Below are 15402 nucleotides of genomic sequence, written 5' to 3' on the forward strand. Positions count from 1 at the left end.
ACCGTCCCCACCGGTCACCCCGGTGGACGGCCGGGCCGGCACCGCCATGCTCAGAAGTAGCCGGTCTCGCCGTCGAGCTGTTCGCGCAGGAGGTCGAGGTGGCCCGCGTGCCGCGCGGTCTCCTCGAGCATGTGCAGGACCATCCAGCGCAGCGTGGCGTCCCCCACCGAGTGGATCGCCGGGTTCCCGGTGGCGTCGAGGTCGTGGGCCGCGAGGACGGCGTCGGTGCGCGCGCACGCGGCGTCGTAGTCGGCGAGCACCCGGGCGAGCGGGACGCCCTCGACCCGGAAGTCGTCGTCGTCCTCCGCCCCGGGACCGAACCCCCGGCCGGCGGCCCGCTCACCGAGGAAGCACTCGCGGAACCACAGGTCCTCGCAGTGGGCGAGGTGGGAGACGATCCCGGCGACGGTCATGAGCGGCGAGGTCGGCAGGAGCGCGCGGTGCGCGTCGGCATCGGACAGCCCGTCGCACTTGAGCCGGACGATGCCGCGCTGGAGGTCGTACCAGCCGAGGAGGGCGGTGCGCTCGTCGGCGTCCTTCGGTGGTCGGGTGCGGGTGGCGGGCATGGGGTCACGCTCCCACAGCGCGCCCGTGGCAGGCTTGGCGACGTGCTGACGGCAGGGGTGCGCGCGCTCGACGACGTGTCGGAGGCGGCCGCGGCGACGGGTGACCACCCGGTCGTGGTGCTCGATGTGGGCACGGGTTTCGTCGCGCCGGGCTGGGCCGTCGGCTCACTGCCCGAGGGCGCGGTCGCCCTCCACCGCCGCTCCGACCACGGCGTCCCGGGATCGGCCGTCCTCGGGTCGCGCGAGGGGCTGGCCACGCTGCTCGACGACGCCCGCGTGCGCGACTGGGTCCGGGGCGACGGCAACCGGCACCTCAGCGTCCCGCGCGGGCTCGTCGACGTCGCCCTCGACCGCCTCGACCTCGGCGACCGGGGCGGCGAGTGGGACTGGCTGTGGACGCGCACGACGCCCCCTCCGGTGCCCGGGGAGGACCGGGTCGTCGACCTCGCGCCGACCGACCGTGCCGAGGCCGAGGCCTTCCTCGGCGCGCACAGCCCCGGCACGCACGGCCAGCCCTTCGCCCGACCGGGCCAGCGCTGGGTGGCGGTGCGCGACGACGACGGGTCCCTCGTGGCCGTCGGCGGCAGCGAGCCCTGCCAGGCGGGCACCCCGACGCTCGCCGGGATCGCCGTCGCGAGCCACCGGCGGGGCGAGGGATGGGGGGCCGCGGTCACCGCCCACCTGACCCGCGAGGCCGTGGCGTCGACCGGGACCTGTGCCCTGGGGATGTTCGCCGACAACGTCGTGGCACGCCGGCTCTACGAGCGCCTGGGCTTCGTCACGGGGATGGAGTGGACGAGCCGCTGGTTCGCCTGATCCTCCGCCGCCACCGCACCCCCGGACGTGCCTACGGTGGCGTCGACAGCCCCCCACGAAAGGTGAACGATGAGCACCATCAGCAACGGCTCGGTCGACCTCCACGTCGAGGACACCGGCGGTGACGGCCGACCCGTCGTCCTCATCCACGGCTGGCCCCTGAGCGGTGCCTCCTGGGCCGCGACCGTCCCCGCCCTCACCGGGGCCGGCCACCGGGTCGTCACCTACGACCGTCGGGGGTTCGGGCAGTCGTCGAAGCCCGGCGAGGACGCCTCCTACGACTACGACACCCTCACGGGGGACCTCGACGCCGTCCTCACCGGGCTCGACCTGCGCGACGTCAGCCTCGTGGGCTTCTCGATGGGTGGCGGCGAGGTCGCCCGCTACCTCGGCACCCGCGGCGACGAGCGCGTCCACAGCGCCGTCTTCGCGGCCGCCATCCCGCCGAACCTCAAGAAGGACCAGGCACACCCCGACGGTGCGCTCGACGACGCCACCGTCGAGGGCATGCAGCAGGACCTCGCCGCTGACCCGTCGGGCTTCCTCGACGGGTTCCTCACCACCTTCTTCTCCGCGAACGGCGAGCTGAAGGTCACCGAGGACCAGCGCCGGGAGGCCCTCGCCCTCGCGGCCCAGGCCGACGTCCACGCCGCGGTGCAGTGCATCCGTTCCTGGGTCGAGGACTTCACCGGCGACCTCGACACGGTCACCGTGCCGACCCTCGTCATCCACGGCGACGCCGACGCCATCGTGCCGCTCGAGGTCTCCGGTCAGCGCACGGCCGAGCGGGTTCCCGGAGCGCAGCTGCACGTCATCGGCGACGGCCCGCACGGCATCAACGACTCGCACACCGAGGAGTTCAACCGCGTGCTCGTCGAGTTCCTCGCCCGCTGAGGGGCGCCGCCCTCAGCCCTCGGTGTCGGACCCCGCCACCGGGGGCTCGGGCGTGCTGTCGATGCCGGCCTCCTTGCGCTGCTGCGGCGTGATGGGGGCCGGCGCGTCGGTGAGCGGGTCGTAGCCCCCGCCCGACTTCGGGAACGCGATGACGTCGCGGATGCTCTCGAACCCGCCGAGGAGCATGACGATGCGGTCCCAGCCGAAGGCGATCCCGCCGTGCGGCGGGGCGCCGTACGCGAAGGCGTCGAGGAGGAAGCCGAACTTCTCCTGCGCCTCCTCGGGCGACAGGCCCATGACCGCGAACACGCGCTCCTGCACGTCGCGACGGTGGATACGGATGGAGCCGCCGCCGACCTCGTTGCCGTTGCACACCATGTCGTAGGCGTAGGCGAGGGCCGGTCCGGGGTCGGTGTCGAAGGTGTCGAGGAACTCCTCCTTCGGGGAGGTGAACGCGTGGTGCACGGCCGTCCACGCGCCCGCGCCGACGGCGACGTCACCCGCGGCGACGGCCTCGGAGGCCGGCTCGAAGAGCGGGGCGTCGACGACCCAGAGGAAGCTCCACGCCGACTCGTCGATGAGGCCGCCGCGCTTGCCGATCTCGAGGCGGGCGGCCCCGAGCAGGGAGCGCGACGCCTTCGTGGCGCCGGCGGCGAAGAAGACGCAGTCGCCGGGCTCGGCGCCCACGTGCGCGGCGAGCCCCGCGACCTCGGCCTCCGACAGGTTCTTGGCGACGGGCCCGCCGAGGGTGCCGTCCTCCTGGACGAGCACGTAGGCCAGGCCGCGGGCGCCGCGCTGCTTGGCCCACTCCTGCCACGCGTCGAGCTGCTTGCGCGGCTGGCTCGCACCGCCGGGCATGACGACGGCCCCGACGTACTCGGACTGGAAGACCCGGAAGGGGGTGTCCTTGAAGTAGTCGGTGCACTCGACGAGCTCGACGCCGAAGCGCAGGTCGGGCTTGTCGGACCCGAACCGGCGCATCGCCTCGGCGTAGGTCATCTGCTGGAAGGGCGTGTGGAGCTCGACACCGATGAGCTGCCAGATCTCGCGGACCACGGCCTCGCCGAGCTCGAGGACGTCGGACTGCTCGACGAAGCTCATCTCGATGTCGAGTTGCGTGAACTCGGGCTGACGGTCGGCGCGGAAGTCCTCGTCGCGGTAGCAGCGGGCGATCTGGTAGTACCGCTCCATCCCCGAGACCATGAGCAGCTGCTTGAACAGCTGCGGGCTCTGCGGGAGGGCGTACCAGGACCCCGGCGCGAGCCGGGCCGGCACGAGGAAGTCGCGCGCACCCTCGGGGGTCGAGCGGGTGAGCGTCGGGGTCTCGATCTCGATGAAGTCGCGGGCCCCGAGCACGGCCCGCGCGGCGGCGCTGACCTTCGAGCGCAGCCGGATGGCGTGGCCGGCCGACTGGGTGCCCGGGCGGCGCAGGTCGAGGTAGCGGTGCTTCAGGCGCGCCTCCTCGCCGACGGTGACCCGCTCGTCGAGCTGGAAGGGCAGCGGGGCCGAGGCGTTGAGGACCTCGATGCCCGACGCCACGACCTCGACCTCGCCGGTGGGCAGGTCGGGGTTGACGTTGCGCTCCTCGCGGGCGGTGACCTCGCCGACGACCTTGACGACGAACTCGCTGCGCAGGTCGTGCGCGGCACCGGTGAGGACCTCGTCACGCGCCACGACCTGGACGACCCCGCTGCCGTCGCGCAGGTCGATGAAGGCCACGCCGCCGTGATCGCGCCGCTTGGCCACCCAGCCGGTGAGCGTGACGGTCTGGCCGGTGTGGGCGGCACGCAGGGTGCCGGCCTCGTGGGTGCGGAGCACGGGGGGTCCTTCGGGTTCGGGTGCGGGGTGCGGGGCCCGGACCGACCGCGCGTGGGGCGCCCGGGCACTCGGGACAGTCTACGGAGGCGGAGACGTCGTCCTCGACCGCGTTCCCGTCACCCCCGGCGTGCGGGGAGGAGGCAGACCTCGTTGCCCGAGGGGTCGCGGAAGACCCGCCACGGCAGGTCGCCCCAGTCGTGGAGGAACTCGCTGCCCCCGAGGGCGAGGATCCGCTCGACCGCCGCGTCAGCGTCGTCGGAGGCCTCGAGCCGGAGGTCGAGGTGCACCCGGTTCTTCGCCTCGGCGGCCTTGGGCGCCGGCTCGGGGCACAGCTCGAGCAGCGGGCCGCGCCCGCTCGGGTGGCGCAGGGCGCTCGGCATCGCGCTGTCGGCCGCGACCCAGCCCGAGAGCTCGCTCCAGAACCGGGTGTCCCGCTCGACGTCGGCGCTGTCGAGGGGCAGCGACGACAGGGGGCCCGACACCGCGTACTCGGGGCGGGCCTCCATGACGCAGAACGGGTTGCCCTCGGGGTCGGCCATGACCACCCAGGGCACGTCGCGCTGCCCGATGTCGAGGTGGCTGCCACCGAGGGAGAGCACCCGGGCGACGACCTCGTCCTGGCGGTCGCCCCCGCTCACCTCGAGGTGGAGGCGCGGGCTGGGGGTCGGCGGGTGGGTCACCCGCTCGAAGCAGAGGTCGAGGACCGGGCCGTCGGGGACGGTGAGGCGGGTCTCGTAGGTCGCGGGCTCGTCGGTGAGGGTCTCGCAGCCGAGGAGGGCCTCCCAGAAGCGACCGAGCCGCTGCGGGTCCAGGGCGTCGACGACGACGTTCTCGAGGTACATGGGTCCTGCCTACCAGTTCGCACCGACGGAACGGGTCGGGCCTCGGGACCGGCAGCCGTGACAGGCTGGTCGGATGCCGTCCGCTCCCCCGCCCGCCCGCACCCCGGTGCCGACACCGGTGCCGCGCCGCGCGCTGCTGCGGTCCGGGGCGGTGCTCGCCGTGGGGGTGGGTGCGGCGGCGACGGCCTCCTGCACCGATGGCGGCGGGCGGCGCCCGGCGACGGCGTCGTCGCCGGGTTCGCACGAGGTGCTCGCCCGCACCGACGGCGGAGCCGGCGTGGTCGACCCGGCCTCGCTGCGCGACGCCCTCGGCCTGGCCGCCGCATCCCTCACCGCCACCCGCGCGCTCGTGCAGCGGTCGACGGCGGTCGTCGTCAGCGCCGCGGACGGGCCGGGCCTCACCGAGGGGATCCGCACGGCCACCCGGCTCGGGCTCCCCCTCCTCGTCACCGGGTCCGGCGGCTCCGCGGACTCCGCCGGTCTCGAGGCCGAGCTCGCGCGGCTCGGGACGCGCACCGTCGTCCGCGCCACCACGACGTCGGGGGCGTCCCGCGCGGTGCCCGAGCGCTTCGGCGCCCGCGAGGTGCTCGACGCGTCCGCGTCGGGATCCGCCCTCCCGGGGCTGCCCCGCCGACCCGAGGGTCGCGGCGCCACCGTCCTGGTGCGGCGCGGGGCCACCGTGCCCGAGGCGCTCGAGCCGACCCTCTCGGCGGTCGGCGCCCGACGCGTCACCGTCTCCCACCCCGACCCCCGGGTGGACGAGGAGGCGCGTGCCGCCCTCAAGGAGCACGCCGACGCCGCCGTCCTCGCCGTCGGGGCCGGCGTCGGCGACGCCGCGCGCCTGGCCCAGCGGGTCCGCACCGCCCGGAAGGCACCCGAGCTGCCCGGCGGCGGGCTGCTGCCCTTCCCCGGACGGCTCATGGTGGCGCTCTACGGCCACCCGGGGACCGCGGCCCTGGGGATGCTCGGCGAGCAGTCGGCGGAGGCCGCCGCCCTTCGGGCCCGCTCGGTCGCCGACGAGTACGCGGCGCTGACGGAGACCCGGGTCGTTCCGGCGTTCGAGCTCATCGCCACCGTCGCCTCGGGCTCGAAGGGGCGCGACGGGGACTACTCCTCCCCCACGCCCGTGCGCCGGCTGCTGCCGTGGGTGCAGCACGCCGAGCGCGCCGGCGCCTACGTCGTGCTCGACCTCCAGCCGGGGCGCGCCCACTTCCTCGACCAGGCCAAGGCCTACGAGGAGCTCCTCCGTCGCCCGTGGGTCGGACTCGCGCTCGACCCCGAGTGGCGCCTGCTGCCCGACGAGAAGCACCTCGACCAGATCGGCTCGGTCTCGGTCGAGGAGGTCAACGAGGTCGGCGCCTGGCTGGCCGGGCTCGTCCGCGACCGCGACCTTCCCCCGAAGGTCCTCACCCTGCACCAGTTCCGCCCGTCGATGGTGCGGGGTCGCGAGCGGCTCGACACCTCGCTCGACGAGATCCAGTGGCTCGTCCACGCCGACGGCCAGGGTGGCCAGGGGGCCAAGCAGGACACCTGGCGCGCGCTCCGGCGCGACCTCCCCGAGAACGTGTGGCTCGGCTGGAAGAACTTCGAGCACGAGGACACCCCGATGCTCACCCCGGCCCAGACGCTCGAACAGGTCCGTCCCACCCCGCAGCTCGTCTCCTACCAGTGAAACGGAGCCGTCCCCTGTGGCCGAGGGCCACAGGGGACGGAGTCCGTGCTGTGAGGACGGGGATGCAGGGAGCTCCCGTGCTCTCGTCCGGTCGGTGCAGGGGGGTCCTCCCGGGGCGATGACGGAACAGTGGCACAGGTGGGTGCGCACTTTCCCCGAGTCGGGTGGAGGATCCACCGTTCGTCCGAGGGAGGTCGGGCCGTTGGTCCATCGGGCCCGGTTCGCCTGTGCCCGCGTCGGGAGGGTGTCAGAGCGCCTCGAGGTAGACCCACCGGCCCGCGCGCCGGGTGAACCGGCTGCGCTCGTGGACCTCCCCGCGGCGGACCGGCCCGTCGTCGTCGCTGACCCACTGCGCCCGGAACTCGACGACGCCCTCGGTGTCGTCGGGGCCACCGTCGACGACGTCCACGACGTCGAGGCCGACCCACCGCACCCGCTCGTCGGGATCGACGTCCTCGGGACGGGTCCGCGCGTGCCAGCTGCGGAACAGGTGGTCCCCGGCGTGGACGGCGTAGGCCGTGTACCGCGATCGCATCAGCGCCTCGGCGGAGGGTGCCAGGGCCTCTCCGGAGACGACGGGTCCGCAGCAGTCGGAGAACGAGCTGCCCTGCGGCACACCGCCGCACGGGCAGACAGCATCCCCGGCCGGCACCAGGCCACCGAGGCCGCTCGCACCGCTCACGACCGGCGGCGGGTCCGCGACATCGTCGGCCAGGGCTCGTCGACGTGGCGCAGGCCCTCCCACCCCCGGTCGCGCAGCCGGGCGGCGGTCAGCGCCGCGATCATCAGGGTGCCGTTGTGGACGTCTCCGGCCAGCACCGACTCGACGAGGTCGTCGAGCGGGACCCGGCGCACCGGCATCCCCAGCTCCTCGCCGTCGCGCTCGTGGCGCTCGTCGGGCGGGACGTCGGCCAGGTCGCGGGCGAGGAAGACGCGCAGCGCCTCGCTCGAGCCGCCGGGCGAGGCGTAGTGGTCGAGGAGGAGGTGCCACTGCCCCGCGGTGAGGTCGGCCTCCTCGGCGAGCTCGCGCGCGGCCGTGAGGTGCGGCGGCTCCCCGTCGACGTCCTGGAGCCCGGCGGGCAGCTCCCACTCGAACGCGCCCACCGGGTGCCGGTACTGCTGGACGAGGACCACGCGGTCGTCCTCGTCGAGGGCGAGCACCGCGACGGCTCCGGTGTGGTCGACGAAGTCACGCACGACGACCCCGGCCTCCCCGAGGTCGACGTGCTCGCTGCGCACGTCCCAGACGCGGCCCGCGAAGGACACGACGGAGTCGAGGACGGGCCGCGGCGACAGCTCGTCGCGCAGCGGCGCCGCGTCAGGCATTCGCCTCGGCGGGCTCGTGGTGGCGGTGCCGCTCGACCTCGACGAGGCGCGAGGCCCGCTGCTCCTCGATGGCCGCACCGATGAGGCCCGCGAACAGCGGGTGGGCGCGGGTCGGGCGCGACTTGAACTCGGGGTGCGCCTGCGTCGAGACGTAGTACGGGTGCACCTCGCGCGGCAGCTCGACGAACTCGACGAGGCCGAGCTCGGGGTGCGTCCCGCTGATGACGAGGCCCGCGTCCTCGAGCTGCGTGCGGTACGACTCGTTGACCTCGTAGCGGTGGCGGTGCCGCTCGTCGGCGAAGGTGGCGCCGTACGCGCCCGCGACGACGGACCCCTCGACCAGGGCCGCCCGCTGGCTCCCGAGGCGCATCGTCCCGCCGAGGTCGCCGGCGCCCTCGACGAAGGCCTTCTGCTCCTCCATCGTCGCGATGACGGGTGCGGGGGTGTCGGGGTCGAACTCGGTGGAGCTGGCGCCCTCGATGCCGGCGACGGTGCGCGCGTACTCGATGACCATGCACTGCAGGCCCAGGCAGATCCCCAGGGTCGGGACGCCCCGCTCGCGCGCCCAGCGCAGCGCGCCGACCTTGCCCTCGATGCCGCGCACGCCGAAGCCCCCCGGGACGAGGACGGCGTCGGCGCCGCCGAGGGCCTTCGTGGCGCCGGCCTCGGTCTCGCACGAGTCGGACGCGACCCAGCGGATGCGGACCTTCGCGTCGTGGTGGAAGCCACCGGCGCGCAGGGCCTCGGTGACCGAGAGGTAGGCGTCGGGGAGGTCGATGTACTTGCCGACGAGCGCGACCTCGACCTCGTGCTCGGGCTCGTGGACCCGGTCGAGGAGGAGGTCCCAGTCGGTCCAGTCGACGTCGCGGAAGGTCAGGCCCAGGCGACGGATGACGTAGGCGTCGAGGCCCTCGCGGTGCAGGACCTTGGGGATGTCGTAGATGCTCGGGGCGTCGACCGCGGCCGCGACGGCCTCGGTGTCGACGTCGCACATGAGCGAGATCTTGCGCTTGATCGACTCGGGGATCTCGCGGTCGGCGCGCAGCACGAGCGCGTCGGGCTGGATGCCGACCTGGCGCAGCGCGGCGACGGAGTGCTGGGTCGGCTTGGTCTTCAGCTCACCGCTCGGCGCGAGGTAGGGCACGAGCGAGACGTGGAGGAAGAAGACGCTGTCGCGGCCGAGGTCGTGGCGGACCTGGCGCGCGGCCTCGAGGAAGGGCAGCGACTCGATGTCGCCGACCGTGCCGCCGATCTCGGTGATGATGATGTCGGGGGCGTCGGCGTCGGAGACCCCGGGCGATCCGGCGGCCTGGGCCCGCATCCGCTCCTTGAGCTCGTTGGTGATGTGCGGGATGACCTGGACGGTGTCGCCGAGGTACTCGCCGCGCCGCTCGCGCTGGATGACCCGGTTGTAGACCTGGCCGGTCGTGACGTTGGCGCTGCCCTTGAGGGCGACGTCGAGGAAGCGCTCGTAGTGGCCGATGTCGAGGTCGGTCTCGGCCCCGTCGTCGGTGACGAACACCTCGCCGTGCTGGAACGGGTTCATCGTCCCGGGGTCGACGTTGAGGTAGGGGTCGAGCTTCTGCATCGTCACCCGCAGGCCACGGGCCCGGAGCAGGTGCCCGAGCGACGAGGCGGTGAGCCCCTTGCCGAGCGAGGAGGCGACGCCTCCGGTCACGAAGATCTGTTTCGTCGTCTGGAGCACCACGGGGTTCAACTCTAGGTGATGAGCGGGCCCCCCACCGACCGACACCCCAGATCGGCCACAGGAATCCACGGCTCGGACACCCGTCAGGCCCCGAGCAGCCCCCGCGGCAGGACCGACCGATAACCGGCGAGGGCCGCGGTGACGGCGTCGTCCTCGGTGGGGAGCTGCCCGGCCCGCTCGACCGCCCGCGAGCGCAGGTCGTCGCGGACCGCCCCGTGGACGACGACGTCGCGCACGGCCCGGGCGAGGGCGGCGGCCTCGTTGGCCGGGACGAGGAGGGCGGCGTCGCCGACGACCGCGCCCGTGCCCCCGACGTCGGTGGCGACGATGGCGGCCCCGGCGTGCAGGGCCTCCTGGAGGCCGACCGGCTGGCCCTCCCACACCGCGCTCGAGATGACGACGTCGGCGGCGGCGAGCAGGTCGGGGACGTCGTCGCGCCGCCCGAGCAGGCGCACCGGCAGGCGCTCGTCGCGGATCCGGTCGGCGAGCCCGTCGCGCAGGGGTCCGTCGCCGGCGACGACGGTGACGAGGTCGACCTCGGGGTCGTCGCGCAGCTCGCGGTGCGCGTCGAGGAGGACGTCGAGGCCCTTCTGCGGCGCGAGCCGGGCCACGACGACACCGAGCGCGGCCGACGCTGCGACGCCGAGGTCGGCGCGCACCTCGTGCCGCTCGCGCGCCGCCGTGCGCGGCGGTGGGGCGGGGACGACGGCGAGCCCGGTGCGGCGCGCGCCGAGCGAACGCATCCGCTCGACGAGGTCGGCCGAGACCCCGAGGACGAGGGCGCTCCCCCGGGCGACGACGCGCTCGAGGACGGCGTACACGGCACCCGTCAGGGCGCCGGAGGGAGCGGCGTTGTGCAGCGTGGCGACGACCGGCGGGCCGCTGCGCGCGGTCGCGAGGACGGCGAGCGCGGCGGCGCGCAGGCCGTGGGCGTGGACGACGTCGGCGCCGGCGACGACGCCCGAGAGGACCCGCAGGGCGCGCGCGTCACGAGCCGGGTGCGGGCGGTCGGTGACGTCGAGGGTGACGAGGGCCGCCGCGACCTCACCGAGGCCGAAGTGGGCGAGCACGTCGGAGGGTCCGGCGACGACGACGACGTGCCCCGCCCCGGCGAGCCCGCGGACCAGCCCCCGGACGTGCTGCCCCACCCCACCCGTGCTCGTCCCGAGCACGACGAGCACCTTCACGTCAGCCGCCTCCGCGTCGTCGCGTCCTGCCACGTCGCAGGACCTCACCCATCATGGCGCGGTCGCCGACGACGAGCGTCACCACCCCCGCCATGAGCGCGGCGAGCCCCGCGGCCGTCCCCCAGAGGGCCGCCGTGAGGAGCGTGTCCATCGCGCGCCCGTGGGTGACGAGGTCGCCGACGAGGAGGGCCACGGCGAGCGCGACGACGAGGACGCCCGCGGTGCGCCCCACGCCCTCGGTCGCCTCGCGGCCCCATGCGTGGCGGACGAGGACGACGAGGCCGATGGCCGTCGCCGTCATGCCCACGGTCGAGGCGAAGCCGAGCCACCGCAGGGTGAGGGAGGGCCCCTGCCCCGACCCGACGACGACGAGCGGCACGACGGCGGCCAGGCCCCACCCGAACGCGGTGGTGAGGGCGGCGTCCATCGGGCGTCCTCTCACGTAGAGCGCACGGGTGAGCAGCGCCGTGACGCCGAACCCGACGAGACCAGGGGCGTAGGCGATGAGCGCACCGGGCAGGGCGGCCAGTGCGGTGGTGCTGGCCCCGTCGCTCCCCCGGTTGGCGTCGAGGACGGCGAAGAAGGACCCGACCGCGGGTGCCGCCGCGACGAGGACGCCGGCGGCCAGCCCGCAGAGCACGAGCACCGCCCGCAGGGCCTGGGCGAGCGTCGAGGTGGTGTCCTCCCCCGCTCCGGTGCGCGCCGCGAGGGCCGGGAAGGCGCTCGTCGCGATCGGCACGGCGATGACGGCGTACGGCAGCAGGTACACGGCCTGGACGTACTGGTAGACGGGGAAGGCACCCCGGTCGCTCGAGTGGTTCGCGAGCCACATCGTCACGAGCACGGCACCCTGCTGGGCGGCGAGGGCGAGCACGCCCGCGCCGGCGAGCGAGCCGACCCGGGTGGCGTCCTCCCGGTCGAGCCGCAGCGCGGGCCGCCAGCGCCAGCCGGTGGCGAGGGCGGGGACGACGAGGGGCAGCGAGAGGACGACGACCCCGAGCGTCGTGCCCCAACCGAGGACCCGGATCGCGTCGTCGCCGACGAGGGACGGCGCGGTCTCGCCGCCGGTGAGCGAGCCGTACCAGAGGTAGGACGCGAGGACGACGACCGACGACACGAGCGGGGCCAGGGCCGCCGCGAGGAAGCGGCGGTGGGCCTGGAGCAGCCCGGCGAGGATGATCCCGATCCCGTAGAGCGGGACCTGCACGGCGAAGATCCGCAGCAGGGTCGTGGCGACCTCGTGGGCGCGGGGGTCGAAGTCGTCGACGAGCCACGACGCGAGTCCCGGTGCCGCGAGGGCGAGGAGGGCCGCCAGCGGGCCGAGGACGACGACGGCCCAGGTGAGGAGCACCGAGGCGAGGTGGTCGGCCCGGTCGCGCTCCCCCGCCCCGAGCCGGTGGGCGATGAGCGGGACCGCGACGGCGGCGAGGACCCCGCCGGCCGCGACCTCGAACAGGACGTTGGGCAGGGCGTTGACGCTCTGGTAGACCTCCCCGACCCCACCGGCGCGCACGGCGTCGGCGAAGACGAGGATGCGGGCGAACCCGGCGGCGCGGGCGAGCAGCGTCGTCAGCGCGATGAGCCCGGCGGCTCCCGCGATCCCCGTGGCGAGGCGGCGTCCGGTCATCGGGCGGGGCGACCCCACGCGTCGAGCTCGCGCAGCACCGGGGTCGACTCGATGACGCGCGTGAAGCTGACCTTCTCGGACGCCAGGGTCAGGGCGGTCAGGACGGCGAGCGCGACGAGCCGGCCCCGCCGGCCCGTGGCACCGAGCAGGGCGGTGCCGACGAGGGCGCCCGCGGCGTTCGCCCCGGTGTCGCCGAGCATCGAGCGGCCGGCGAGGTCGGGAGCCGCGACACCGAGGGCGGCACCGGTGGCCGCGGCCGCCCCGAGGGCGGCGGAGCGGGACGAGCCGAGGAGGAGGGGCAGGCTCGCCAGCGCGGTGGCCTTAAGCGCGCGCCCCGGACGGAGGTCGAGGAGGTTGGCGAGGTTGGCGGCCCCGGCGACGACGGCACCCCCGACGAGCGTGTCGAGCCCGCCGACGTCGTCGCGGGGCCGGTCCGCGAGCGCGGCGGAGACGAGGCCGGTGGCGCCGATGCCGACGACCTTGACGAACCCCGTCGTCACCTCGCCCCGGGCCGCGGCGCCGAGGTGCCCTTTGAGGCCCTTGCTCGCGCCGTCCCCCGCGAGGTCGTCGAGCGCACCGAAGGCCCCCGAGCCGAGGACGGCGACGACGCCCGCCGGTCCGGCGGCCACGGCTCCCACGGCCGCCCCCGCGACGTACGACGGGCCCTCGAGGAGGGTGACCGGCTCGCCGGCGTGGTTCGTCCGCTCCCACCGCGGGGAGCGGACGGTGGAGGTGAGGGCGCGCTGGGCGCCGAACGCCGCGGCCGCGGCGAGGGCTCCCGCCGCGGCGACCCGCAGCGGGCTCACGGGGCCGGCAGCGGCGCGTAGGGCGCGTCCGCTCCGCCGGCGAAGCCGTACTGACCGACGTCCCCGGCCGCCTGCTGGACCAGCCCGTGGACCACGCTGGCCTGGCCGAGCGCCGAGCCCGCGTTGTCGACGGTGCTGACGCCCCGCGTGGCGGTCGCGTCGTTGCGCAGGGCGACGAGGACCTGCGCGCCGGCCGAGGCGGTCGTCGTCTCGGCCGCGACGACGGTGCCCGCGCTGCGGTCGTCGAGCGCGATGGACAGGTCGACCCACCGCTCCGCCGCCGTGGCTCGCGCCTCGGTCTCCCCGGAGGTCACGACTCCGGACACGACGACGACGAGGTCGGCGGTCTGGAAGCCCTCGGTGTCGATCTCGACGAGGTCGGCGTCGGCGAGCGAGCGCAGGGCCTGCACGGCCGTCGCCGCGTCCACCGGCTCCACACCGGCCTGCGGGGGCGCCGCGAGGAGGGCGGCGAGGAGGACGTCGCGCGGCGACACGGCGCCCGTCTCGCTGACGTCGACGTCGGCGGCCCGGGCGGCCTCGGTGACGGCGGTGTCGCGGGCCGCGGCCGTGGACTCGTCGGTCGACACCCACGCATCGCCGACCGACGTCGTCGAGACGACCGTCGCCCCCGCCGAGCGCAGCGCCGCGCCGGTCGACTCGGCGACGGCGGCGTCGGAGCCCGGGAGGACGACGATGCCGACGCGGCGGTCCTGGAGGGCCCCGCGCAGCACGTCGGCGTTCGTCTCGCCGATGTAGGCGTCGAGGCCGTCGCGGGCCGCGGTCGACTGCTGGAGCTGGGTGTTCAGCTGCGCCTTGTCCTCGCGCAGCCCCGCCACCTCGCGACCGAGGGTGTCGCCGATCTCGCCCTGGAGCGGCCCGGCGCCGAGGACGATGCCGACGGCCAGGGCGAGGAAGATCGAGACGATCGAGACGAGGTGGTACCGGAAGTCGATCACCCGAACACTCCTTGGATGGACGACCAGAGGTCGTCGATGCGGGCGCCGAGCACCTGGAGCAGGGCTCGTCCGCCGTCGGTGGACCAGAGGGCCGCGAAGAGCGCGAGCAGCCCGACGAGCAGCATGATGACCAGGCTCATCCCGGAAATCCGGGCACGGTAGAGCCGGTTGACCCCCTTGGCGTCGACGAGCTTGCCGCCGACCCGCAGGCGGGTGAGGAAGGTGCTGGCCATCCCCGACCGGCCCTTGTCGAGGAACTCGACGAGGGTGACGTGGGTGCCGACCGCCACGATGAGCGTGGCGCCCTTGTCGTCGGCCAGGAGCATCGCGACGTCCTCGCTCGTCCCCGTCGCGGGGAAGACGACCGGCTCGACGCCGAGCGCCCGGACCCGCTCGAGGCCGGGCGCGCGCCCGTCGCGGTAGGCGTGCACGACGATCTCCGCACCACAGCGCAGGGCGTCGTCGGAGACGCTGTCCATGTCGCCGACGATGAGGTGGGGCTTGTGCCGGGCCTGGATGAGGGCGTCGGCGCCGCCATCGACGCCGATGAGGATCGGCTTGTACTCGCGGATGTAGTGGCGGAGGGTCTCGAGGTCCTCCTTGTAGTGGTAGCCGCGCACGACGATGAGGACGTGGCGGCCGTCGAGGTCGGTCGTGATGTCGGGCACGCCGACCCCGTCGAAGAGCAGCTCGCGCTCACGGCGCAGGTAGTCCATCGTGTTCGCCGCGAACGCCTCGAGCTGGTCGGAGAGCCCGGCGCGCGCGGCCGTCATCGCGGCCTGGACCTGGTCGTTGTCGAGCACCGTCCCGGTCGCGACGGTGCGGCCACCGGAGACGACGGCCCCGTGCTCGAGCGAGAGGACCGCCCCGTCCTTCAAGGCCATGACCTCGGGCCCGGCGTGGTCGACGAGCGGGATGCCGGCGGCGACGAGGATCTCGGGGCCGAGGTTCGGGTAGCGCCCGGAGATCGACGGCGAGGCGTTGACGACGGCCGCGGGGCGGCACGCGACGAGGGCCTCGGCGCTGACCCGGTCGATGTCCTCGTGGTCGATGACCGCGACGTCACCGGGGCGCAGGCGCTTGGTCAGGTCCTTGGTCCGGCGGTCGACGCGCGCGGGACCGCTCAGCCCGTCGACGGGGCCACGGTCTCTACGGGCGGGGAGGCGGATGGACATCCGGACCAT

Annotated in this window: 14 protein-coding genes; 3 read left to right on the plus strand and 11 right to left on the minus strand. The window is 74.9% G+C overall.

Annotated features, from left to right (window positions below; translation table 11 throughout):
* Positions 1-50 precede the first annotated feature (50 nt).
* Positions 51-566 carry a DinB family protein gene (locus ACFWN3_RS02175; RefSeq protein ID WP_377642976.1) on the minus strand — a complete coding sequence of 172 codons (516 nt, stop codon included), beginning with the start codon at positions 564-566 and terminating at the stop codon, positions 51-53.
* Positions 567-608: 42 nt separating this feature from the next.
* Between ACFWN3_RS02175 and ACFWN3_RS02180 the strand changes: the two genes are divergently transcribed.
* Together ACFWN3_RS02180 and ACFWN3_RS02185 are read left to right on the plus strand one after the other, a co-directional pair.
* A complete protein-coding gene (locus tag ACFWN3_RS02180) occupies positions 609-1382 on the plus strand; it encodes a GNAT family N-acetyltransferase (RefSeq protein ID WP_377642977.1) in 774 nt (257 codons plus the stop codon).
* A gap of 69 nt (positions 1383-1451) precedes the next feature.
* On the plus strand, positions 1452-2276 hold the full coding sequence (locus tag ACFWN3_RS02185; RefSeq protein WP_377642980.1) for an alpha/beta fold hydrolase: 825 nt from the start codon (positions 1452-1454) through the stop codon (positions 2274-2276).
* A 12-nt stretch (positions 2277-2288) separates the two neighbouring features.
* On the opposite strand, the gene aspS is transcribed toward ACFWN3_RS02185, so the two are convergent.
* Together aspS and ACFWN3_RS02195 are read right to left on the minus strand one after the other, a co-directional pair.
* Positions 2289-4094, minus strand: coding sequence for an aspartate--tRNA ligase (aspS, locus tag ACFWN3_RS02190; RefSeq protein ID WP_377642982.1), 1806 nt, complete (start codon positions 4092-4094; stop codon positions 2289-2291).
* Positions 4095-4210: 116 nt separating this feature from the next.
* The gene (locus ACFWN3_RS02195; protein ID WP_377642984.1) at positions 4211-4936 is read right to left on the minus strand and encodes a VOC family protein; all 726 of its coding nucleotides are present in this window, start codon (positions 4934-4936) and stop codon (positions 4211-4213) included.
* A gap of 73 nt (positions 4937-5009) precedes the next feature.
* Between ACFWN3_RS02195 and ACFWN3_RS02200 the strand changes: the two genes are divergently transcribed.
* On the plus strand, positions 5010-6608 hold the full coding sequence (locus tag ACFWN3_RS02200) for a hypothetical protein (protein WP_377642985.1): 1599 nt from the start codon (positions 5010-5012) through the stop codon (positions 6606-6608).
* A 247-nt stretch (positions 6609-6855) separates the two neighbouring features.
* On the opposite strand, the gene ACFWN3_RS02205 is transcribed toward ACFWN3_RS02200, so the two are convergent.
* The 8 genes from ACFWN3_RS02205 to steA all read right to left on the minus strand — a co-directional run bounded on the left by ACFWN3_RS02205 (position 6856) and on the right by steA (position 15393).
* Positions 6856-7290 (minus strand): YchJ family protein, encoded by a 435-nt coding sequence (locus ACFWN3_RS02205; protein WP_377642987.1) that lies wholly within the window; start codon positions 7288-7290, stop codon positions 6856-6858.
* Positions 7287-7934 carry an NUDIX domain-containing protein gene (locus tag ACFWN3_RS02210; RefSeq protein ID WP_377642989.1) on the minus strand — a complete coding sequence of 216 codons (648 nt, stop codon included), beginning with the start codon at positions 7932-7934 and terminating at the stop codon, positions 7287-7289. The genes ACFWN3_RS02205 and ACFWN3_RS02210 overlap by 4 nt, the downstream gene beginning before the upstream one ends.
* On the minus strand, positions 7927-9639 hold the full coding sequence (locus ACFWN3_RS02215) for a CTP synthase (protein WP_377645508.1): 1713 nt from the start codon (positions 9637-9639) through the stop codon (positions 7927-7929). The genes ACFWN3_RS02210 and ACFWN3_RS02215 overlap by 8 nt, the downstream gene beginning before the upstream one ends.
* Positions 9640-9725: 86 nt before the next feature.
* Positions 9726-10829 carry a glycosyltransferase family 4 protein gene (locus tag ACFWN3_RS02220; protein WP_377642991.1) on the minus strand — a complete coding sequence of 368 codons (1104 nt, stop codon included), beginning with the start codon at positions 10827-10829 and terminating at the stop codon, positions 9726-9728.
* 1 nt (position 10830) lies between these two features.
* Positions 10831-12456 carry a murein biosynthesis integral membrane protein MurJ gene (gene murJ / locus ACFWN3_RS02225; protein ID WP_377642993.1) on the minus strand — a complete coding sequence of 542 codons (1626 nt, stop codon included), beginning with the start codon at positions 12454-12456 and terminating at the stop codon, positions 10831-10833.
* On the minus strand, positions 12453-13262 hold the full coding sequence (locus ACFWN3_RS02230) for a hypothetical protein (protein ID WP_377642995.1): 810 nt from the start codon (positions 13260-13262) through the stop codon (positions 12453-12455). The genes murJ and ACFWN3_RS02230 overlap by 4 nt, the downstream gene beginning before the upstream one ends.
* Entirely contained in the window at positions 13259-14218 is a 960-nt protein-coding gene (locus ACFWN3_RS02235) for a copper transporter (protein ID WP_377642996.1), read from the minus strand. The genes ACFWN3_RS02230 and ACFWN3_RS02235 overlap by 4 nt, the downstream gene beginning before the upstream one ends.
* The gene (gene steA, locus ACFWN3_RS02240; protein ID WP_377642998.1) at positions 14215-15393 is read right to left on the minus strand and encodes a putative cytokinetic ring protein SteA; all 1179 of its coding nucleotides are present in this window, start codon (positions 15391-15393) and stop codon (positions 14215-14217) included. The genes ACFWN3_RS02235 and steA overlap by 4 nt, the downstream gene beginning before the upstream one ends.
* Between the last annotated feature and the right edge of the window lie 9 nt (positions 15394-15402).

The sequence above is a fragment of the Oryzobacter terrae genome (genome assembly GCF_042756445.1).
Lineage (GTDB): Bacteria > Actinomycetota > Actinomycetes > Actinomycetales > Dermatophilaceae > Oryzobacter > Oryzobacter terrae.